This window comes from Abyssisolibacter sp. ZYX002, from assembly GCF_056892235.1.
Map to the genome: position 1 here is coordinate 620,656 of NZ_JARMXH010000001.1, position 25,254 is coordinate 645,909.

The window sequence follows — 25,254 nt, forward strand, 5'->3', positions numbered from 1 at the left end:
TATATGATTGTAATATAGTGAGTAATTTAAATAGTAATACCAAAACTGTACACGAAATTTTTTGCGAGAATTTAAGAAAAAATAGAAATTCAAATGTAGTATTTGGTGAGGATAAATACTCATTCCTAGAATTAAATGAAAGTACAAAAAAAATAGGTATATTGTTACAAAAAAATATGTCTTTGCGTAATGAACCTATTGCTATTATGGTAAACAGAGGGATAGGAATCATAAAAGGAATACTTGGTATACTTAATGCAGGAGGCTGTTATGTACCAATTAATCAGAACCATCCCATAGAGAGAATAAAACATATAATAGAACATAGTGGCGCAAAGATACTTATTACGGAAAGTAATATAATAACAAACGATGAATACTCTAAAGCACTTAAAAATATTAATACTATTATATGCTTAGATCAATGTGATAAATTTAACTATGAACAAACCAAGTGTTATTTTAAACAAGACTATGAAAACATAGATGGAGAATTACAAAAAGTAATATATGCACCAAGTGATTTGATGTATATAATGTATACCTCAGGTTCCACAGGAAAGCCAAAAGGAGTAATGGTAAAACATTCAAATGTTACTAATTTTATTGATTGGGCTGTAAAACACTTTAAGCTTGAGCAAAGAGATAAAATGATGCTAGTAACATCAATTAGTTTTGATATATCAGTATTTGAAATATTTGGCGCTTTGGTGAGTGGAGCTGAACTTCATATTCTTAAAGAGGAAGAAATTCATAATCCTAATAAATTAAATAAGTATGTTAACGCAAATGAAATAACTATATGGCATTCTGTGCCATCATTGATGATACAACATTTAGCAATGAATGATACATCAGAGGAAAATAATATGCTCTACTTAAGGCACATACTGCTTGGTGGTGAAGCATGGTCTATAGAATTGGCTAAAAAGATTATGAAAAATTTTAAGAATACAAAATTAACAAATATGTATGGCCCTACAGAAGCAACCATTTGGGTTTCAAGTTATACGATTGATGAAAGTATATATGAGAAGACGCAAATTCCTATAGGTAAACCAATCATAAACAATAGAATGTTTATATTAGATAAATATTTAAGGATTTGTGATGAAGGAATTATTGGAGATATATACGTCAGCGGTAAAAATATTACTTTGGGCTATTATAAAGATGAACAAAAAAATAAAGAGAGTTTTATTCAACATGATATATATGGTTTAATATATAAAACTGGAGATAAAGGTAAATTGCTTTCTGACGGTAATTTTCAGTATATAGGCAGAAGTGATAATATGGTGAAAGTTAGAGGGTATCGTATTGATGTAGGAGAAATTGAAAATACGCTAATGAAAGATAATAATATAAAGTTAGCTGTAGTTATCTGCAAAAAATGTGGAGAAACAAATGAACTTGTTTGTTATTATGAATCAAGTGTAAAGAATACAGTCGAAGAACTGAGAGACATATTAATAACAAAACTTCCTATGTATATGATACCTGGAAAATTTGTCCATATGGACGCTATTCCTATTAATTCAAATGGTAAGGTTGACAGAAGAGCATTACAAGATATAAAAAATATAGAAGACAATAATAAATATGTAAAACCTTCAAATGCTACGGAAGAATTGTTATATAAAATATGGAGTAAAGTACTTAAGACAGATCACATAAATGTAAAAGATAATTTCTTTTTTATAGGAGGCAACTCACTGAATGCTATAGAATTAGAAGTAGAACTAGAAAAAGAAGGTATCAAAATAAATAGTGCTGATATCTTTAAGTATAATACTATTAGGCTTATGGGTGTATATATTAATCAAAATATTGAAAATAGCGATAATAACACAAATGAGATAAACAACGAAACTTTACAAGAAGTGGCTGTTTGTAGTAATACTAACATAATAAAAGGAATAAAGCCATTTAACGAGTTATTTTATAAAAATTGCTTCTATAATTCTTCATTTCCTATACTTAACTATTATAATAAAAGTTTAAAATCATTTTTAATAAACGACATAATAACTTATGAATATAAAAAAGCAAATGACACTATAACATATGATATGCAATACCATCAATGCGATGCAATTGAAAATATACTAATCAAAGAAGGTCTAAAAGTTCAGTATATGAAGAATATTGAAACAATAATAGATGACATAAAAATTTCAATTTCTAAAAAAATTCCAGTAGTCATTTGGATAGATTGTTTCTATGAATCTATAAGACCAGAAATGTTTAATAAAATTCATTGGCCACATACATTGCTTATTTATGGATATGATGAAGTGAAAAAAACTTTCAATATTATTGAACATATGCATAAGGATAATTTATATTATGAAAAAAGAATAATTGGATATGATGAATTAAATGAATGCATTACTGGATATAAAAATAACTTTTTATTGGATGTTGATGATAAAGAAAAATATTATGGAGTAATAATCAAATTAAACGAATCTATAAATAACGATATATCAACTCAAAATTATACTCAAAAATTCCTAGAAAACTTAAATAATAATGTTAATGTGCTGAACAATGGGTTGAACAGCCTTGAAAAAATAATAGAGTCTTTTAATACAATAATTAGAGATGAAATATTATTGAAAGAAAACGTAAAGTCTATATTAGAATTCCTAAATGACTCCATTAATGCTAAACTGGTTGAAAAATATAAGATGGAAAAGTTATTAGGAAACGATTCTTCACCAGTTAAAATATCAGATTTAGTTTTAGAAAAATGGAAATATATAAGAGGTATAATAGCTAAATACATGTATTCAAATAAATATAATCAAAATAGCATGGAAACAGTAAGTGATGGCTTAAAAAGCATATATAAACTAGAAAATGAATACAAAAACTTACTTTTAGCAGTAAATAAGCAAATACTATAATATAACAAAGGGGATATTCTTCATGAATGAATTAGAATTAAAAATAATAGCAATTATAAAAAAAAATATAGACAATTCAATCGAGATAGATAAATTAACAACTAGCGATAGCATAAAGAATATTGGTATAAATTCTGTTACGTTTATTAAAATGATTGTAGAATTAGAACTAGAATTTGGGATAGAGTTTGAAGATACAGAGTTAGATTTTACTAATATAACATGTATAAATGATGTAGTAAATATAGTTAAAGAAAAGCAAATGAGTGTATAATATTAGTGATATAAAATGTTACATTGTAATTGAAAAAGGAAAGGTACTTTTTTAGATAAAATAGTACCTTTTATTTCATGCTAAAAATAACTCTTATTGAATTTACTAAGTAAGACTATAAAAAATAGCAATAATAAAGGGGTTAAGGAAATGAAAGACAAAGAAATAATTGGAATTAAACCGTTTAACGATGTTTATTACAAAAACTGCTTCTACAACTCACTTTTTCCTATTGTGAAATATTACAAAAGAAATATATTACATTTATTTGCCAATGATATAATTGTATATGAAAAGCGTGTGAATGGTATAGATGTAAACTACTTAGAAAAAGAAAAAGAAATTGATATCATCAAAACAATGGGCTTAATAATAAATAAAAAAAGAAGATGCGAAAATGTTATTGATGATATAAAGTCAGCGATATCTAAAGATAGATTTGTGATTTTATGGGTGGATAATTATTATGAATCAATAAGAGTAGATACATATTTAAAAGAGCATTTACCACATACATTATTATTTTGTGGCTTTAATGATTCTAAAAATGAATTTATAGTAATTGAACACGAACATAAAGACAATCTTTCATATAGAAAAACAACAATAAGTTATGATGATATTATTAATTCATATGAGGGATATATAGAGAATTTTTGTTGTGAAGACACATTAGTATATTTTGAATTTTATCTAGATGATTCAGCTAAAGAATATAAATTAGAAGATGAATTCGATGGTATCATTGAAAAATATATCAAAAATTTCAGCAATAACCTTGATAACATAGAACATGGAATACATAGTTTAGATGAATTTATAAAAACCTATAGAAAAATAATAATTGATGAGAATGAATTTTCTAAAGTATGTCTGGAATGGCTAAATATTATTAACAAGATAATAAATGCTAAGCAGGTTGAAGATTATAAGATTACTAAATTCTTTGGAAAAGAGTCAGAAGTAGTAAGTGCTAATAAAGAGCTAATTAAATATTGGGGACGAATAAGGATAACTATTGCAAAATACCTGTTTTCGTCAATATATAATGTTAAATCTGTACAAAAATCAATAGAAATATTAGATATGATATTGCTTAAGGAAAAAGAATATATTAAATTGATGAAAAACTTACAACGTGACAACAATCCTAGATTATACAAAATAGAAGAGCTGAGTGAAGAGGATAATCAAAACCTCACAGAAACAGAATATGAGGCACCAAACAATGAAATAGAAGAAAAATTGTCAATATTATGGTGTGAAGTATTAGAAAAAGAAATAATAGGAGTACATGATGATTTTTTCAGATTGGGAGGACATTCCCTAAAGGCGATACAATTAATTGCTATGATACACAAAGAACTAAAAGTAGAAATTGGACTAGAAGAATTTTTTGAAATATCTACAATAAGACGAATGGGTGAATATATAGAACAAGCAGAAAAGAGTGAACATTATTCTTTAGTGAAAGCAAACGAAAATGAATACTATCCATTATCACCAACTCAGTTTACATTTTTCCTGATAAATGAAAATGAAACAGAAAGAGAAAATACAAGCGTACCTATGATTGTTAATATAAAAGGGGACATTAATGTTAATAACTTAGAAAAAGCTTTTATTACTTTAATAGAAAGACATGAGGTATTTAGAACATCTATAGAAATGGTTAATGAACAACCTATGTTTAAAATTCATAACAATGTTGATTTTAGTATTGAGTATAAAGAAATTTCAGAGAATGATATAAGTATTAATGATTATTTTCAACATTTTGATTTAACCAAGCCGCCACTGTTGAGAGTTTGGCTTTTAAAAACTGGTAAAGAACAATATGTTCTCGTTGTTATAGTACATCATATAATAATAGACAAATATTCTATGAGTATTTTAGAGCAAGAATTACTAGCTTTATACAAAGGTAGTGAGTTACCAGATAAGAAATATGATTACAGAGATTATTTAGTTCATCATATGGGATTATTGAAATCAGATTTAATGCAAAAGAGACAAGAATTTTGGCTTAATCAGTTTGACGACGGTGTGCCACTACTAAATATGCCTTCTGACTATAAAAATGATGGATATGAAGGACAAATAGTAGATATAAGAATGTCAAAAGAATATACAAAAAGATTATCTGAGTTAGCAGGTAAAAATAATGCAACCTTGCATATGGTTATATTTTCTCTATATACAATATTAATAAATAAATATAGTGGGCAAGATGATATAGTTATTGGTTCAATCTCAGCAGGAAGAAATTTAATAGAATACAAGAATATAATAGGTCCATTTATAAACATAATCCCAATTAGATTGAAGATTAATGAAGAAGAAACATTTACAGAATTTTTGAAAAAAACAAAAAGGTTGTTTATAGAATGTTACAAAAATCAATATTTTTCATTTGATATCATAAAAGAGAAAAAAATGATTAATAATGATTTACCAATAGGTGCATTATTTAATACTCTTGTTAATTTTCATACTGATACAGAAAATAATAAAGATTTAGATTTAGATGATTTAGGTTTTGAACCTAATAATCAATTTAACTATAGAGAGGCAAACCTAGATATACAATTAGATGTAGTAATGAAAAGTTCTGAAGAAGAATTACAGTTTATCTTTGAATATAATGCTAACAAATTTAAAAAAGAAACTATAAAAAGAATGACAAATCATTTTGAAAACATTGTAAACAAAATACTTGATAATTGTAATATACAACTATCGAAAGTAAATATGATTTCTCAATTAGAAAAAAGACAGTTGTTATTAGATTTCAATAATACACAAAGAGAATATGACTATAGTAAAAACTTTATAGATTTATTTGAAGAGCAAGTTAATTTTACACCTAATAATATAGCAGTAGAATGTAAAGATGAGTTGATTACTTATAAAAAACTAAATGAAAAAGCTAATAAACTAGCAAGAGTATTGAATAAGAAAGGCGTTTCTCGAAATGCACTAGTAGGAATAATGATTGATAGATCTATTAACATGGTTATTAGCGTATTGGGGATATTAAAATCAGGAGCTGCTTATGTACCAATAGATATAGAATATCCAAAAGCTAGAAAGAAACTTATAATTGAAGATAGTAAAGTGAATCTGATAATAACTCAAGGAGAGGTTAAAGAAATAGATTTCTTTAATGGCGATATTATTGATATTAAAGATAAAGAAATGATTATAGAAGATAAGAAAAATCTATCCGAAATAATCAAGGGAGAAGATTTAGCATACGTGATATATACCTCTGGAACGACTGGAAAACCAAAAGGCGTATTAGTAAGTCATACGAATTTAACTAATGCAGCATTGGGATGGAGAGAATGTTATGATTTATACAAAAGTGAGATAAACCTCTTGCAAACTGCAAGTATTTCTTTTGACGTATTTGCAGGTGATTTATCTAGAGCACTTTTAAATGGTGGCAGGATGATTATCTGTACAACAGAAGTTAAAAATGATTTTAATCTTTTATACTCGTTAATCTTAGAGAAAAGGATTAGTATATTTGAATCTACACCATCATTGATAGGTGCATTAATAGATTATATTGATGATAATAAGTTACAAATGCCAAAATTTAAAATACTTATTATGGGATCAGATATATGTCCAATAAATGAATATAAAAAGATTGTTAGCAAATTAGATAAAAATACAAGAATATTAAATAGTTATGGAGTAACAGAGGCAACAATAGATTCAAGCTATTATGAAAAAAAATATAGTGAAATACCAAATATAAAAAATACTCCTATTGGTAAACCTATGCCTAATGTTAGGTTTTATATTTTAGATAAAAACCGTAAGGTCCAACCAATTGGAATTCCTGGCGAACTATATATTGGGGGAGATGGTGTAGCAAGAGGTTATTTAAATAGAGAGAAGCTGACAGAAGAGAAATTCATTGAGGATATATTTGATAAAAATTGTAAAATGTATAAAACAGGTGATTTTGCTAGATGGTTAGATGATGGAAATGTTGAGTTTTTGGGGAGATTAGATAATCAAGTTAAAATACGAGGATATAGAATAGAATTAAGTGAAATAGAAAATGTTCTGTTAGAAGATGGAAATATAGAAAAAGCAGTTGTGATAGATAAAAATAGTAAAGATGGAGAAAAGCATCTGTGTGCTTATATCATATCAAATGAAACATTAGATATAGAATTTATAAAAACAAAACTTAGAAAAAAACTTCCTTTATATATGATTCCACAGTACATCAAACAATTAGAAAGATTACCAATTACATTCAATGGGAAAATCGATGTAAAAGCATTGCCTTTTGAAGAAGTTGATGAGACAAGACAAGAATATTTAGCTCCAGCAAATGAAATAGAAACAAGACTATGCAATATGTTAAAAGACTTATTGAAAATGGATAAAATAAGTATGAATGATAATTTCTTTAACTTAGGTGGTAACTCATTAAAAGCAATCTTACTATTATCAAAAATCCATAAAGAATTTAATGTTAAAATCACCATAAATGATTTATTTGAAACTCCTTATGTTAGAAATATAGCTGAAAAGATATATAATATTGAAGAAAATAAATTTTTATCAATGAAAGAAATAAAAGAAAAACAACATTACGTAGCATCATCTTCTCAAAAAAGATTGTACTCCTTAGTACAACTTGATCCACAAAGTACAAACTATAATATACCAGTAGTGATGACTTTAGAAGGTAAGTTGGATTTAGAAAAGATTAATAATTCCTTTAGATTATTAATAGAAAGACACGAAGCGTTGAGGACAACCTTCAAATATGAAGATAATGAAATCGTGCAAAAAATTCATGACCAAATAGAATTTAACGTTGAGTATAAGGAGTTGAATCTAAAACGAATTAACTTTGAGTTACTAAAAAAAGAATTTATTAAATCATTTGATTTAAAAACAGGACCTTTAATTAGAGCACGAATAATAAAAATTGCTGAAAAAAAACATATATTATTAGTTGATATACATCACATAATATCAGATGGAAAATCCATCGAAATATTGATGGAAGAATTCACAAAATTATATGAAGGTAGCAAGTTGTTACCTTTAAAAATACAATACAAAAATTTCTCAGAATGGCAAAATGATTATATAGCAACAAAAGAGTTTAAAGAACAAGAAAAATATTGGCTAAATATGTATAAAGATTCAATACCTAAATTAAATATGCCAATAGATTTTTCAAGACCCAAAATTCAAAGTTTCGAAGGTAATAGTCAAAAATTTGAGCTTGGAGAAGAATTGACACAAAAATTAAAAAATATAACATTTGAAAGAAATGTAACTATGTTTATGCTATTATTTACAGCATATTCTACTCTTATTGCAAATTACACTTGCGATGAAGATATAATAATAGGGGTTCCGATAGCAGGGCGTAATCATGCTGATTTAGAAGATATTATTGGCATGTTTGTAAATACTCTTGCAATAAGAGTTAAGCCAGAAGGGACTAAAACGTTTAAATCATTTTTGTTTGAAGTAAAAGAAACTTTATTAAAATGTTATGCAAACCAAGATTTTGAATTTGAAAAATTACTAGACAAATTAAATATAGTCAGGGAACCTGGAAGAAACCCTTTATTTGATATAGCGTTCAATTTTAGATCTAGTTATGATAATGAATTGAGCTTAAATGATATTAAAATTAAATATATACAAACAGAGAATAAAATATCAAAATTTGATATTACACTAAATGCTTTCCAGACAGAGGAAAATATATATTTAAATTTCGAATACTGTACGAAATTGTTTGCTAGAGAAACAATAGAAAACCTTATAGAGTATTATATAAAAGTGATAAGTATTATTACTGAAAATATAGATATTCATTTAAATGAAGTGTATGCAGAAAATTTTGATGATGAAGTATATGAAATGGAAGAACTAGAGTTTAATTTTTAATGATTTATAATGGGAGGAAAATAATAATTATTTTTAGTTATTATTTATACTCTCTATTTTTCTATTAGTAAAAAGTTTAAATGAAAGAGTGATATTTAATGAATTCAAAAAGCAATATAAAAAACTGTGAAGAATTTTGGAAAAAAATTATAGATAAAGATATGCAAAAAAGCACGTTTGCAGATAAAACCATGGATACAGATGGCAGATATTTAGATATAGAGTTTATGATTCCAAAGGAAATATCAGAAAAAATTTTAATGATATGTAACAATTCAAATGTAGGTATATATTTATATATGATAGCTGCAGTTCAATATATATTAAAAGTTTACACTGGTGATGATGAAGTTGTTGTAGGAGTAGAGGAAATTAATAAAAAATATAAGCAGAAACATAATATCTTAATACTTAAAAGTAGTATAGATGAAAAAAGAGAATTTAAAGAATTATTATTACAAATCAAAGAAATGTTTAGTAACATTAATAAATTTAAAGATATAGAAATACAACAAATACAACAAATTGCTGGAATAGAAGAGTTTGATAAGAAGACTGCAATAGTCGACACAATAGTTAGATTAGAAAATATTGGTTCAAGCGAAGATATAAGTGGATTTGATGTTTCTACAATTTTTAATTTTAGAGTTAAAGAAAGAGGTATCTATTGCAGTATAAAATATAACAATAACTTGATTAGCGAGTTAAAGCTTAACGCTATAAAAAACAATCTAATAAATTTTTTAAAACAAACATCCGAAAATACAAGTATTAAATTAAATATGATAGAGGTTATAACAAAGGAGGATAAAATTAGATTGTTAAGTTTAGGAAAAGGAAAGAATATAAGTTTTGATGACGATGAGACATTGAGTGACTTATTTGAAAAGCAAGTTGAAAAGAGGCCTTATAACATTGCAGTAAAGTATTTAAATTACGAGCTAACATATCATCAATTAAATATGAAAGCCAATGAAGTAGCAAACAAGCTAATAGAAAGTGGGTTGAAGATAGGTGAAGTTGTCGGATTATATTTTGAAAGATCTATAGAAATGATTGTGGCAATATTAGGTACAATAAAAGCTGGAGGTTGTTATTTACCAATAAATATTGATAATCCAATAGACAGAGTTAAATATATATTAGATGATAGTACTACTAAAAAAATTATTACCACTGCTGATTTAAGAAAAAATATAACTTTTGTTAATGAAAAAAATGTACTTACCGTAGATAGTAGTAAACCAAGCAAAACAATATTAAATCCAAAAAACAATATATCATCAGATAGCTTGGCTTATATAATATATACATCAGGAACAACAGGCAAACCAAAAGGGAGTATAATAAGCCATAAGAATGTTATAAATTTAATATTAGGGTTATATGATAGTATTTATAGTAATTATGGAGAAAACTTAAACATAGCTTGTTTAGCACCGTATTATTTTGATGCTTCCGTACAGCAAATATTTATGGCTTTAATCAATGGACATAAATTAGTTATCCCTTCAGAATATGAAAAAATAACTGGAGCTAGTTTAATAAATTTTTATTCTGAAAACAGTATAGATATTTCAGATGGTACCCCTTCTCATATAAGCATTATTGCTAATTCATTAAAAAACGAATCCAAATTGAAAGTTAAACATTTTATAATAGGAGGAGAGAAATTAAATTATAGTTTAGCTAAGAAATTTTTTAGTAAAAACGAAAAAAAGGACGTGCTAATCAATAATATATATGGTCTTACTGAATGTTGTGTAGATAATACTACATTCTTATTAAGCAAAGATAATTTAGAAGATACTGGTAATACAATACCGATTGGAACTCCTTTAGCTAACCAAAAAATTTATGTACTTGATGAAAATTTACAAATTGTTCCTTTTGGAGTTGTTGGAGAGATTTATGTATCAGGAAATTGTATAGGTCTAGGCTATTTAAACAACAAAGAATTAACTAGTTATAAATTTATTAATAATCCGTATGATGATAACTCTATTATGTATAAAACTGGTGATTTGGGTAGATGGAGTTACAAGGGACATATAGAGTATGTTGAAAGAATTGATTCACAAGTCAAAATAAGAGGATATAGAATTGAATTAGAAGAAATAGAAAATACAATATTGACATATCAAAAAGAGAAAAACAATACAGAGAGCAAAGTAATTGAATGTAAAACTTGCTTGATGACATCAAAATGCCCAGATGCTACCTTTCATGATAGTGGATTATGTAATATATGTGAGGAATATGAAAAATATAAGGATCAAGTTGACGATTATTTTAAAGGAATAGATGATTTTAAAATATTGATGAATAAAGCTTCTAAAAAGAAAAAAAGTGAGTATGATTGCATGCTTTTATATAGCGGAGGTAAAGATAGTACTTATGTATTATATCAATTGGTTGAGATGGGTTATAAAGTCTTAGCCTTTACTTTTGATAACGGCTATATTTCTCAAAGAGCGTTTGAAAATATTAAGAGAATAACAAGTAGTCTAAATGTAGATAGCATAATACACACTCATAGTAATATATATGAAATATTTGTAGAAAGTTTAAAACAAGATTCTACTGTATGCAGTGGATGCTTCAAAGCCTTGACGACTATTAGCACAAAAATAGCCTTTGAAAATAATATTAATGTAATTATAACAGGTTTGTCAAGAGGACAAATAATAGATACTAAACTACAGTCTGTTATAGAAGCTAACTTATACGATAAGGATAATATAGATGAAAAGCTAATAGAGTTTAGAAAGATATATCATTCAATAAATGATAGAATTAGTGAGTTGTTAAATATAAAATTAGATGATAAAAGCTTTGAAAGCATTTATTTTATTGATTTCTTTAGATATGCTAATAGTTCCTCAGATATGATTCATAAATACTTATTAGAAAGAGACAAGCAATGGAGCATGCCAGAGGATACAGGGTTTTGTTCATCAAATTGTTTGATTAATGATGTTGGAATATATATGCATCTAAAAAATAGAGGTTTTCATAATTATATGATTCCATTAAGCTGGGATTGTAGGCTGGGTTTGTCGAGTAAAGAGAATGCTATAAAAGAATTGAATCCTAGTTTTAATATTGATTCTATATATAGTATTGTAAAAGAATTAGGGTATAAAGATTGTTTTGAAGAGGATGGAATTATAAAAGAAGTCGTGGTATTAGATAAATTGGATAATATGGGAGGTAAATATCTAGTAGCATATTTTGTTGCTAAGCAAAATATTTCTACTGTAGATTTAAGGAAATTTTTAATGATGAAGCTTCCAGACTATGAAGTTCCTTCATATTATGTGCAAGTTAATACAATTCCTAAGAATTCAAATGGAAAAATTGATAGAGGGGAATTACTGAAGATAAGACTTAAAGGATGTAGTAATTCAAAATATGAGCCTCCAAGAAACAAAACAGAAGGATTATTAGTTGATATTTTCAGTGATATTTTAGACATAGATAAAATAGGAATAAAAGACAGTTTTTTTGAGCTGGGAGGACATTCAATTAATGCTATGGTTTTAGTATCTAGGATAAAAAAAGAATTTGATGTTAATATTTTGATTACAGATATACTAGAACTATTGAAAATAGAGAATATAGCAAAATATATAGATGAAAATAAATCTTCGAAACATTCATTAAAAACAATAACAAGGATTGAAAAAAGAGAATTTTATCCCGTTTCATCTAGTCAGAAAAGAATGTTTGTATTGCAAAGTTTAAATCCATTAGACACTGCTTATAATGTACAAACGATAAAATTGATAAAAGGTAAATTGGATATTAAAAAGCTAGAACGATGTTTTAAAAGTTTAATAAAAAGACATGAAATTTTTAGAACTCATTATAAATTGAATGAAGATGACGTAATACAGATAATTAATGAAAATATAGATTTTAATATTGAAGTAATAAAACAGGATAATAACAACATTGATAATTTAATTCAAAACTTTATAAAACCATTTAATTTAAGTAAACCAGAGTCATTAATAAGAGTAGGTATTATTAGATGTAATATTAATGAGTGTATAATGTTGATGGACATACACCATATATGTACGGATGCTATGACATGTAAAATTATATTAAAGGAATTATCTATGTTATATAGTGGAGAAAACTTAATTGATACAGAACTGCAATATAAAGATTTTGCTTGTTGGCAAAGCAGGTTATTGCAAACTGCTGGTATTAAGATGCAAAGAGAGTATTGGGACAATAATCTTAAGAATTATGACTTAAGGCAAAATATATTTAGTAAATGTGCTTCGCTAGATTATAGAACTGATGGACGATTGAAACGTGTTAAATTCAAGGTAGGGAATACATTGAAATTGAGATTGGAAAATTTATGTTTGGTGAATAAAGTAACCATGTATGTGGCTTCGTTAACAGCTTACATTATTTTACTATATAAGTTTTGCAAGAAAGAAGATATTGTTGTTGGTACTCCTATAGCAGGAAGGCATCATGCAAAAACAGAGAATATAGTAGGAGTGTTTATCAACACATTAGCAATTAGAAATTTTGTTAGCCCAGTGCAGAGAATCAAAGAATTATTGAAAGAAGTGAAAGGCACAGTATATTATGCATTCAAAAACCAAGACTATCCATTTAATAATATTGTTGAAGATTTAAATATTGAATCAAGTTTTGATAGCAATCCGTTGTTTAATACTATTTTTTCATTAAATACTATTGACTATAAAGATATGAAATTATCTCAAGTTGAAATATATGACTATGAGATACAAAATTTAAAGCCAATGGTAGAGTTATCATTAGAAGGAGAAATTTCAGATAATGATTTAATATTTACTTTCGAATATAATGATATGGTTTTTAGTAAAACATTAATAGATAAGTTTGTATACAATTATATTAAAATTTTAAGAAATTTAATTAACCATGATATCAAAATTGAAGACATACAATTAGAAAATTTTTCATATTAAATCAAAATTAATAAATAATACTTTAAGTTTGAGAGGTTAAAGATTAAAATGGATAAAAAAATACAAAATATGGTTGCGTTTAGTGGTAAATTAAAAAAAGAGAGAGATTATTGGACTGAAAGACTACTTATGGAATACGAAGTCCCTAAATTTTATAATAATTATAATGAACTTGATAAAGAATTTGAAATTAATAGTTTAAAATATAAAATGCCGATTGATATGTCTCAAAAGATTGTCAATATATCCAATAATTCAGAACAAGGGACATATATAATCTTACTATCATGCATAAGTTGTTTGATGAGTAGATATAGTGGATGTGATAAGGTAAGCATTGGTTTACCTTTAATAAAAAATAACAATAAAATGAGTAATTATAACTATGCTTTACCATCAATAGTGGAAATTAAAGATAAATTTACATTTAAACAATTATTGAGATATGTAACTCAAACAGTTAAAAATGCTTATAAATTTGGTAATTTTCCGTTACAAAAAATTGTGCAAAAGTTACATAATGACAATAGTAAAAATAGTAATTATTTATTAAGTACAATTGTATTACTTAAAAATATACACAACATCGAAAGGATAAAAAATATAAAAAGTGACATATTATTTGAATTCTCTTTAATAGAAAATGAAATTGATTTAGAAATAAAATATAATACTTATTCATATGGAAAAGATCAAATAGAACAAATAAAAAGACATCTATTTAATTATATTAATCAAGTATTAAAAAAGCCTGATATTAAAATTGCAGATGTGGATATCTTAAATGATAAAGAAAGACAAAAAATTATTGAAGAATTTAATAATACAAAGACAAATTATCCAAAAGATAAAACAATACAAGAATTATTTGAAGAACAGGTAGTAGAAAATCCTGATAATATAGCAGTAGTATTTGAAGATAGGAAATTGACATATAGAGAGTTGAATGAAAGAGCAAACAGTTTAGCTAGAGTTCTAAGAAATAAAGGAGTTAAATCAGATATAGTAGTAGGAATAATGGTAGAAAAATCTTTAGAGTTGATTATAGGGATAATAGCAATATTAAAAGCAGGAGGAGCGTATTTAACAATAGATCCATATTACCCTAAGGAAAGAATAAAATACATGCTTAAGCATAGCGAAAGCGAAATTTTGTTAAGTACAAGTATGTTTATAGAGAAATTAGAAAACAGTTGTGAAATGATAGATTTATTAAACCAAGAATTGTATACAAATGAATTGACAAACATAAAGAAAATAAATAATGCAAATAGTTTAGCAAACATTATTTTTACTTCAGGAACAACAGGTATACCCAAAGGGGTAATGTGTGAACATAGAAGTATAGTTAGATTAGTTAAGAATACAAACTATATTGAGTTTAAAGACAATGATAGAATTTTTCAAACAAGCTCTAGTGTGTTTGATGTATTTAATTTTGAAGTCTGGGGTACATTGTTAAATGGTTTGCAGATATATATAGCTAAAAAAGAGACAATAATATCACCTGTATTGTTAGAAGAATATATAAATAAAAATAAAATTACAATAATATGGTTAACATCAGAGTTGTTTAATCAAATAGCAGAAGAAAACAAAAATGTATTTAAAGGATTGAGATATTTATTAGTTGGTGGAGACGTTTTATCGCCTAAATATATCAGTCTAGTAAGAAAAGAATTTCCAATGCTTAATATTATAAATGGATATGGTCCGACAGAAAATGCGACATTTTCTACAACTTTTCCAATAGAAAAAGTGTATAACTCTAATATACCAATAGGAAAGCCTATATCTAATTCAAAAGCTTATATAATAAATAAGAGAAACATGTTAAATCCTATTGGAGTAGTAGGAGAGTTATGTGTTGGTGGAGACGGAATTGCTAGAGGGTATCTAAATATACCCGAGCTAACATTAGAAAAATTTATAGACAACCCATTTGAAATAGGAACAAAGATGTACAAAACAGGAGATCTAGCAAGATGGTTACCCGATGGAAATATAGAATTTTTAGGAAGAGTAGATAATCAAGTTAAAATAAGAGGATTTAGGATAGAGTTAGGTGAGATAGAAAATAGATTATTACAACATGAAAATATTAAAGAAGTTGCTGTGATAATAATAGAAAGTAAAAATAATGATAAACATATATGTTCATATATAGTAAGTGATAAAGAAAATATTGTGTTAGATTTAAAAGAATACCTAAAAGAAAGCTTACCCAAATATATGATACCATCATATTTTGTAAAATTAGACAAAATGCCAATAACATTAAATGGAAAACTTGATAGAAGAGCACTTCCTAAACCAAAACTAGTTGAAAGATTAACTAGTTTTGAACCACCAAGAAATTGTCTAGAAGAAACTTTAGTGAATATATGGAAAGAAGTATTAGGGGTAGAGCAAATAGGAATAAATGATGACTTTTTTAACCTAGGAGGTCATTCACTAAATGCAATGACTGTTATATTTAAAATCCATAAAGAAACAAATAAAGAAGTCACATTAAAAGATATATTTGAGTATCCAACAATAAAAAAAATATGTGAATTTATAGAAAATATAAGAGATAACACATATTTATCTATAGATAAAATAGAAAAGAAAGAATACTATGAAATATCATCAGCCCAAAAGAGAATGTACATGCTATGGCAATTTGATAAGCAAAGCATAGCGTATAACATGCCTGTAGTTTTTGGGATGGAAGGAAATATAGACAAGAAGAAACTTGAAAAAATATTTAGAGAACTAGTCAAAAGGCATGAAGCACTGAGAACATATTTTATAGTTAACAAGGGTGAAATAGTTAATAAGATTGTAGATGAATCAGAATTCCAATTAAAAGAGAGAAACGTAGATGGGAACATAAAAAATAAAATAAATGAATTTATTAGCCCTTTTAATTTAGAAAAAGCACCGTTATTTAGAGCAGAAATTGTAGAAAATAGAGAAAAAACATATTTATTAATAGATATGCATCACATAATATCTGATGGCGTCTCTATGAGTATATTAATAAATGATTTTAAAAAGTTATATAGTGGAAAAAATCTAAAACCTTTAGAAATACAATATAAAGATTTTGCATCATGGCAAAACAACTTTTTGAAATCAGAAGAAGTAAAGAAACAAGAGAAATATTGGATAAGTATATTTAGTGACGAGATACCAACACTAAATATACCTACCGACTATAAAAGGACGGTTATACAAAGCTTCGAGGGAGATAGCGTAAGCTTTGTAGTTAACAAAGAGACAACATCAAAATTAAGAAAATTCATAAAAGAAACTGGAACTACAATGCATATGGTGTTGTTATCGGTATTTAATATACTTTTATCAAAATATAGCAGGCAAGAAGATATAGTTGTAGGAACACCTATAGCAGGAAGAACACATGCAGATATACAAAATATAATGGGCATGTTTGTAAACACGATAGCTTTGAGAAATAAGCCAAAAGGAGAAAAAAAGTATATAGACTTCCTGAAAGAAGTAAAAGACAACTCTTTAAAAGCATACGAAAATCAAAGTTATCAATTTGAAACTTTAGTAGAAAAACTGGATATAAGAAAAGATACAAGTAGAAATCCAATATTTGACGTAATGTTTAATATGATAGATACAATTACAGTAGAAGATACAGAAATAAAAGATATTAAATTAAAGCAATATAGTGATGAAAATAAAATATCTAAATTTGATTTAACATTAAATGCAGTCGAACATGATGATAAGTTAAGGTTTAGCATAGATTACTGTTCAAAGTTATTTAAAAAAGAAACGATGAAAAGATTTAGTAAACATTATGTAAAAGTACTAGAAGATATAGTAATCAATAAAGAAATAAAAATATGCGAAATTGATCTATTGTCAGAAGCAGAGAAAAATCAGATATTATATGACTTTAATGATACAAAAGCAGATTATCCAAAAGGGGAAACAATACAAGAATTATTTGAAGAACAGGTAAAAAAATCACCTGATAATATAGCGGTAGCATATGAAGATAAGAAATTAACTTATAAAGAGTTAAATAAAAAGGCAAATAGTTTAGCTAGAGGTTTAAGAGAAAAGGGAGTAAAGGCTGATAGCATAGTAGCAATAATGGTAGAAAGATCACTAGAGATGCTAGTAGGGATAATGGGAGTAGTAAAAGCTGGAGGAGCGTATTTACCAATTGATGCTAGCTATCCAAAAGAAAGAATAGAATATATGTTAAAAGATAGTGAAAGTAAAATATTATTGAGTGAAAAGACTTTAGCAAATAATATAGAGTTTGATGGAGAAGTAATTGATTTATTTAATGAAGAAAATTTCATAGGAGAATCAAAAAATTTAGAAAAAATAAGCAACGCAAATAATCTAGCTTATATAATTTATACTTCTGGAACTACAGGTAATCCCAAAGGTGTAATGATAGAACATAAATCATTGGTTAATCTATGTTACTACAGTAATGAAAAATTTGATATTACACAAGTAGATAATGCTACTAGTTATGCAAGCCTTTCCTTTGATGCAAGTGTGCTAGAAATATGGCCTAACCTTATAATAGGAGCCTCTGTGTATATAATAAGTGAACAAATGAAAATTAACATAGAAGAGCTAAAAGACTACTATAAGAAAAATAATATAACCATCAGCTTTTTGCCAACACAAGTTTACGAAATAATAAGGCATGAAAAGAATAATTCTTTAAGAATATTGTTAACGGGTGGAGATAAACTTAATTATTATAATAAGAGCAATTACAAATTATACAATAACTATGGGCCTACAGAGACCACAGTAGTGGCAACTAATTATGAAGTTGATAAACTAAGTAAAAATATACCAATAGGAAAACCAATAAATAATTTTAAAATATATATATTAGATACTGAAAACAATCTTTTACCAATAGGAGTATCAGGGGAACTTTGTATAAGTGGCGAAGGTCTTTCAAGGGGATATTTAAACAGACCGAAATTAACAGCAGAAAAATTTGTAGACAATCCATTTGAACCTGGTACAAAGTTATACAAAACAGGAGATTTGGCAAGGTGGCTACCAGATGGAAATATAGAGTTTTTAGGAAGAGTAGATAATCAAGTTAAGATAAGAGGATTCAGGATAGAGTTAGGAGAAATAGAAAATAGAGTATTACAACATGAAAGAATTAAAGAAGCAGCAGTTGTAGTAAAAGAAAGCAAAGATAATGAGAAATGTATATGTGCATATGTAGTAAGTGATAAAGAAAATATTGTACCAGATTTAAAAGAGTATTTAAAAAAACGCTTACCAAAATATATGATTCCATCATACTTTGTAAAATTAGATAAAATGCCAATAACAGTTAATGGAAAGCTAGATAGAAAAGCACTCCCTAAACCGAATTTAGATGATATATTATTAGAGTATGAAGCTCCGAGAAACGAGGTAGAAGAAGCATTGGTAGAAATATGGAGTGAGGTATTAGGTGTAGACAACATAGGAATAAATAATGACTTTTTTGATTTAGGTGGACACTCTTTAAAAGCAACAATGCTTATGTCAAATATTCATAAGAAATTAAATAAAGAGGTGCCATTAAAAGAATTATTTAAAGCACCAACAATAAAAGAATTGAGTAAATATATTTATGATAAGACGATAAGCGTATATAGAGAAATAGAAAAGATAGAAGATAAAAAATGCTACGAAACATCATCAGCACAAAAGCGAATATATATGTTATGGCAATTTGATAAGCAAAGTACAGCATATAACATGCCCGTTGGCTTTGAGTTAGAAGGAAAAGTCGACAAAAATAGGATACGAAAAACTTTTAGAAAATTAATAAAGAGACATGAAGCTTTAAGAACATATTTTGAGGTTAATGATGGGGAGCTAGTACAGAAGCTTGTGTCTGAAAATGAATTAGAGTTATTAAAAAATAGAAAAGAAGAAGGCAATATAAAAGATATTACAAATGAATTTATTAGACCATTCAACTTAGGAAAAGCACCGTTATTTAGAGCAGAGATTGTAGAAAACAAAGAAAAAGCATATTTGCTAATAGATATGCATCACATTATATCTGATGGAATATCTATGGATATATTAATAAATGATTTTAAAGAGATATATAGTGGAAAAGATTTAGAACCTTTAAAAATTCATTATAAAGATTTTGCAGTATGGCAAAATAATTTCTTAAAATCCGAAGAAATGAAAAAGCAAGAAGAATATTGGATAGATAGATTTAGCGATGAAATACCAACACTAAATATGCCAATTGATTACGAAAGACCTTCTATACAAAGCTTTGAAGGAGATGACATAAGTTTTGTAATTAACGAAGAGACAACATCTAAATTAAGAAAACTTATAAAAGAAACTGGAGCTACAATGCATATGATGTTGTTATCAGCATTTGATATACTTTTATCAAAATATAGTAGGCAAGAAGATATAGTTGTAGGAACACCTATAGCAGGAAGAACACATGCAGATATACAAAATATAATGGGTATGTTTGTAAACACGTTAGCTTTGAGAAATAAGCCAAAAGGAGAAAAAAAGTATATAGACTTCCTGAAAGAAGTAAAAGACAACTCTTTAAAAGCATACGAAAATCAAAGTTACCAATTTGAAACTCTAGTAGAGAAATTATACGTAAGGAAAGATACAAGTAGAAATCCAATATTTGATGTAATGTTTAATATGGTAGATACAGCAAAAGTGGGAGATATAAAAATAGACAATATTATATTAAAGCAATACAGTGATGAAAATAAAATATCAAAGTTTGATTTAACATTAAATGCATTAGAAACAGATGATAAAATTAAATTTAGCATAAATTATTGTTCAAAGTTATATAAAAGGGAAACGATAAAAAGGCTAAGTAGACATTATGTGAAAATATTAAAGAATATAGTAAGCAATAAAGAAATAAAAATATGTGAAATTGATCTATTGTCAGAAGCAGAGAAAAATCAGATATTATATGATTTTAATGATACAAAAGCAGACTATACAAAAGGGAAAACAATACAAGAATTATTTGAAGAACAGGTAGAAAGAACACCCGATAATATAGCGGTAGCATATGAAGATAAGAAATTAACATATAAAGAGTTGAATAAAAGGGCAAATAGTTTAGCTAGAGGCCTAAGAGAAAAAGGAGTAAAGTCTGATAGCATAGTAGCAATAATGTTAGAAAGATCACTAGAGATGCTAGTAGGGATAATGGGAATAGTAAAAGCTGGAGGAGCGTATTTACCAATTGATGCTAGCTATCCAAAAGAAAGAATAGAATATATGTTAAAAGATAGTGAAAGTAAGATATTATTGAGTGAAAAGATTTTAGCAAATAATATAGAGTTTGATGGAGAAGTAATTGATTTATTTAATGAAGAAAATTTCATAGGAGAATCAAAAAATTTAGAAAAAATAAGCAACTCAAATAATCTAGCTTATATAATTTATACTTCTGGAACTACAGGTAATCCCAAAGGCGTAATGATAGAACATAAATCATTGGTTAATCTATGTTACTACAGTAATGAAAAATTTGATATTACACAAGTAGATAATGCTACTAGTTATGCAAGCTTTTCCTTTGATGCAAGTGTGCTAGAAATATGGCCTAACCTTATAGTAGGAGCTTCTGTGTATATAATCAGTAAACAAATGAAAATTAACATAGAAGAACTAAAAGAATACTATAAGAAAAATAATATAACCATCAGCTTTTTGCCAACACAAGTTTACGAAATAATAAGGCATGAAGAGAATAATTCTTTAAGAATATTGTTAACGGGTGGAGATAAACTTAAATATTATAATGAGAGCAATTACAAACTATACAATAACTATGGGCCTACAGAAACCACAGTAGTGGCAACTAATTATGAAGTTGATAAACTAAGTAAAAATATACCAATAGGAAAACCAATAAATAATTTTAAAATATATATATTAGATACTGAAAACAATCTTTTACCAATAGGAGTATCAGGGGAACTTTGTATAAGTGGCGAAGGTCTTTCAAGGGGATATTTAAACAGACCGAAATTAACAGCAGAAAAGTTTGTAGATAATCCATTTGAATCTGGTACAAAATTATACAAGACAGGAGATTTGGCAAGGTGGCTACCAGATGGAAATATAGAGTTTTTAGGAAGAAAAGATAATCAAGTTAAGATAAGAGGATATAGAATAGAACTTAGTGAGATAGAACAAGCACTACAAAAATGTAGTGAAGTTAAACAAGCTGTAGTAGTTGTGAGAAAAGGACAAAATGGACAAAAGTATTTAGTCGCTTTTATAAAAGGAGATGAAATTAACGAAACATATATAAGAAAAGAATTACGAAATATTTTACCTAATTACATGAGACCTAATTATATTGTAGAAATAGATAAAATACCACTCACTACTAATGGTAAAGTAGATAGAAAAGCTTTGCCTCAGATTAGAGAATTTTCTATTAAACGACAGGAGTTTTACCCTGCAAAAACTAATACTGAAAAGAAATTAGTTAACGTTTGGAAAGAACTTTTGAGCGTAAAGAATGTATACTCAAATGATAGTTTTTTTGATATTGGTGGTACTTCTTTATCAGTAGTAAATATGGTAGAAAAAATACAAAAGCAAATGCAAATTTCACTTGAAATTAGTGATGTCTACAAGTATTCAATACTTGAAGATTTAGCATCATTTATTGATAGTAAAAAATTTAGCTATGAAGAAATAAAAGATGATATAATAATATTACGTAAAGGAAAAAATCAAAACAACAAAAAGCTAGTATTTGTTCACGGAGGTAGTGGTTCTGTTGGAGGATATGTGAATTTATTTAAAGAAGAAAAAGAAAGTATAAATGAAAATTTTGATGTATATGCTATAAAATTTAATAAATTAAATAATTGTGTACCAATAGATATTACTATAAATGAATTAGCTATGGAGTATGTAAATGTAATTGAGAAATATTTCCACAAAGAAGCTATAATACTAGGTGGATGGTGTATTGGTGGTTTAGTTATAACAGAGATGGCTAAGATACTTGAACAAAGGAATATTAATATAGAAAAATTGCTTATGTTTAACACAACAGCTCCACAAAAATGGGAGAACAAATTTAGTTTTAAAATGGCAGATGAGATAGAGTATTTAAAAACGATTATTAGCGATAATTCTTTAAAAGAAATTGTTTATGAAGCTAAAAACATAGAAGAATTATGGAAGATGTTATTACCTAATATAAAAGAAGATACATATTTATTAGATAAAATACCTAAGGAATTATTAGCTTCCATTCCAAATTATAAAACTTTAAAGATTAGTGAAGTAATTTACTATTTAAACTGTATGAGAACATTGCATAATGCAAGAGCAGATTATTTACCAAAAGAAAGCATAAAAACAAAGATTTATTACTTTAATTCTACTAAAAATAATAATATAAATAAAAATGTTGAGCTATGGCAAAAATACTGCAAAAGCAAAATAAAAGTCTTAAATTTATACGGAGATGAGCATACAATATTTGAAGAAGACATAAAAGATACTATAAAAAATATAAATAAAGCTGTATTGGAGAGTTAAAGAAACTTAAGGAGAAAAGTAGTTTGACTATTTGTATGCAAAGTAAAATGAAAAAACAATAGAATAAGATATTATGCTTAATCTATTTAATGATAACACAGTTTTTAATAAAAGACTATGATCTAAAAAACGCACAGCTAATGTTGTGCGTTTTTCAGTTAAATTAGGTTGTAAAAAAAGAGAATATGTAAATACTAATAAATACATAAATTATAAGTAGAAAAGGATGATGAGTATGGATGATTTTAATCATTTGAACCAAGTACCAATAGCCAGTTTATCGAATGATGAACTTGCTAAGATTGCTTCTCTCGAAAAAGAGCTAGATGAGAAGTATTATATTATAGCATTTGAAAAAGAATAAACATTAAAAAAGGTTATCAATAAAGATAGCCTTTTTTATTTTGTTATATATTTATTACATAAATTATAGAGTTGAAAAATAAAATGTTTTAATAATACTATTGCAATTTATACCAAATGGTGCTATTATAATAAGAAATTCAAAATTATGAAAGGTAGGGGTTATTATGGGTGAGAATCGATTACTTTTGGGGTTATGTTTAAATAAAAGAAAAAAGTTGACAGAAGAACAATTTCTAAGAGAAGGAGAATCAAATGGACTTGTCTCAGCTGTAGTTGATGCTTTGCTTGGAATAGTTATCTACCTTGGTTTGCTTGGATTATGGAGAACTTTAAGACTTGGGCATTATTCGTATACTGGAGTTATACAAAATTCGCAAAATTACAGCTACCTCAAATATTACAATATCAGAGGGTTAGATATCACATCAGGGATGGCTGATAAAATTACGCTTGATATAACAATTGCACCCTTAGGCATAACCATTACTGTATTACTAGTATTTATTTATTACAGTGTACTATCTAGCAAAAGTAAGTTCTTATCTGTAGGAGAACTACTTGTAGGATGTAGATTAAATGCTGTTAAATATAAAATATGGGAAAATTACCATCTTGTAAATAGAGCGGGTTTATATACAGTAGCGATTCTTAATCTTATAGTTTTATTAGATTTGTTTAAAGGATCTTACTTAGGATCCAATGTATATTCTGTGGCAGATATAGGAATAAAATTTTTGATTGTTTTCCTTTGTATATTTGGATTTTATGGTCTAGGGAGAGGAAGTTTAATTGGTGGAGTTTTCCTTATAGTTAGTAATGTAATTGGATATATACATAGTTCTAAATTAAGTTATCTTATAGTTGATGTATTTAAAGGAAGGTTGTATTTTCCAGAAAAAAGTTTGTCTACAATGTTTTTATTTATATTAGTTATTGAGATTATTGTATTGATATTTACACTTGTAATGAAAATTAAACTAAAAAGAAGGTTGAGTTTATTAAAATAGTACCTTAATCCTAAGCTAATTATATTAGTTAATATAACTATTGATGATATATAGAGGTATATGATACTCAGTTAGATTCAATTATTAAAGATATACACTATAGAAATAAGCAAGTAAATAATACATGTTATTAATATAGCGTTTTATATTGAATAAATAGTAGTTCGCCATACTAATTTATG

Annotated in this window: 7 protein-coding genes and 1 pseudogene; all 8 read left to right on the forward strand. The window is 26.6% G+C overall.

All coding sequences use genetic code 11. The features are described 5' to 3' along the window. Nucleotides 1-143: 143 nt before the first annotated feature. Nucleotides 144-1,322, forward strand: a pseudogene (locus P3X86_RS02735) (amino acid adenylation domain-containing protein); the annotation flags it as partial. A 195-nt stretch (nucleotides 1,323-1,517) separates the two neighbouring features. Beyond that, the gene (locus P3X86_RS02740) at nucleotides 1,518-2,912 is read left to right on the forward strand and encodes a phosphopantetheine-binding protein (protein ID WP_483291731.1); all 1,395 of its coding nucleotides are present in this window, start codon (nucleotides 1,518-1,520) and stop codon (nucleotides 2,910-2,912) included. Between the two features lie 22 nt (nucleotides 2,913-2,934). Then, nucleotides 2,935-3,186: a phosphopantetheine-binding protein gene (locus P3X86_RS02745; RefSeq protein WP_483291092.1), complete on the forward strand. Its 252-nt coding sequence runs from the start codon at nucleotides 2,935-2,937 to the stop codon at nucleotides 3,184-3,186. Between the two features lie 150 nt (nucleotides 3,187-3,336). Beyond that, entirely contained in the window at nucleotides 3,337-9,129 is a 5,793-nt protein-coding gene (locus tag P3X86_RS02750; protein ID WP_483291093.1) for an amino acid adenylation domain-containing protein, read from the forward strand. A gap of 98 nt (nucleotides 9,130-9,227) precedes the next feature. Beyond that, nucleotides 9,228-14,111: an amino acid adenylation domain-containing protein gene (locus P3X86_RS02755; protein ID WP_483291094.1), complete on the forward strand. Its 4,884-nt coding sequence runs from the start codon at nucleotides 9,228-9,230 to the stop codon at nucleotides 14,109-14,111. Nucleotides 14,112-14,159: 48 nt separating this feature from the next. Next, complete coding sequence (locus P3X86_RS02760; RefSeq protein ID WP_483291095.1) at nucleotides 14,160-23,699, forward strand: non-ribosomal peptide synthetase; 9,540 nt, start codon at nucleotides 14,160-14,162, stop codon at nucleotides 23,697-23,699. A 235-nt stretch (nucleotides 23,700-23,934) separates the two neighbouring features. Next, nucleotides 23,935-24,063, forward strand: a complete 129-nt coding sequence (locus P3X86_RS02765) for a hypothetical protein (RefSeq protein WP_483291096.1) — start codon at nucleotides 23,935-23,937, stop codon at nucleotides 24,061-24,063. Nucleotides 24,064-24,229: 166 nt separating this feature from the next. Continuing rightward, nucleotides 24,230-25,072 (forward strand): hypothetical protein, encoded by an 843-nt coding sequence (locus P3X86_RS02770; RefSeq protein WP_483291097.1) that lies wholly within the window; start codon nucleotides 24,230-24,232, stop codon nucleotides 25,070-25,072. Nucleotides 25,073-25,254: the final 182 nt, after the last annotated feature.

Excerpts from the sequence above, each read along its gene's own strand:
- P3X86_RS02745 (WP_483291092.1), top strand. The coding sequence starts at position 2,935 with ATGAATGAATTAGAATTAAAAATAATAGCAATTATAAAAAAAAATATA.
- P3X86_RS02760 (WP_483291095.1), top strand. The coding sequence starts at position 14,160 with ATGGATAAAAAAATACAAAATATGGTTGCGTTTAGTGGTAAATTAAAA.
- P3X86_RS02770 (WP_483291097.1), top strand. The coding sequence starts at position 24,230 with ATGGGTGAGAATCGATTACTTTTGGGGTTATGTTTAAATAAAAGAAAA.
- P3X86_RS02755 (WP_483291094.1), top strand. The coding sequence starts at position 9,228 with ATGAATTCAAAAAGCAATATAAAAAACTGTGAAGAATTTTGGAAAAAA.
- P3X86_RS02740 (WP_483291731.1), top strand. The coding sequence starts at position 1,518 with ATGGACGCTATTCCTATTAATTCAAATGGTAAGGTTGACAGAAGAGCA.
- P3X86_RS02750 (WP_483291093.1), top strand. The coding sequence starts at position 3,337 with ATGAAAGACAAAGAAATAATTGGAATTAAACCGTTTAACGATGTTTAT.
- P3X86_RS02765 (WP_483291096.1), top strand. The coding sequence starts at position 23,935 with ATGGATGATTTTAATCATTTGAACCAAGTACCAATAGCCAGTTTATCG.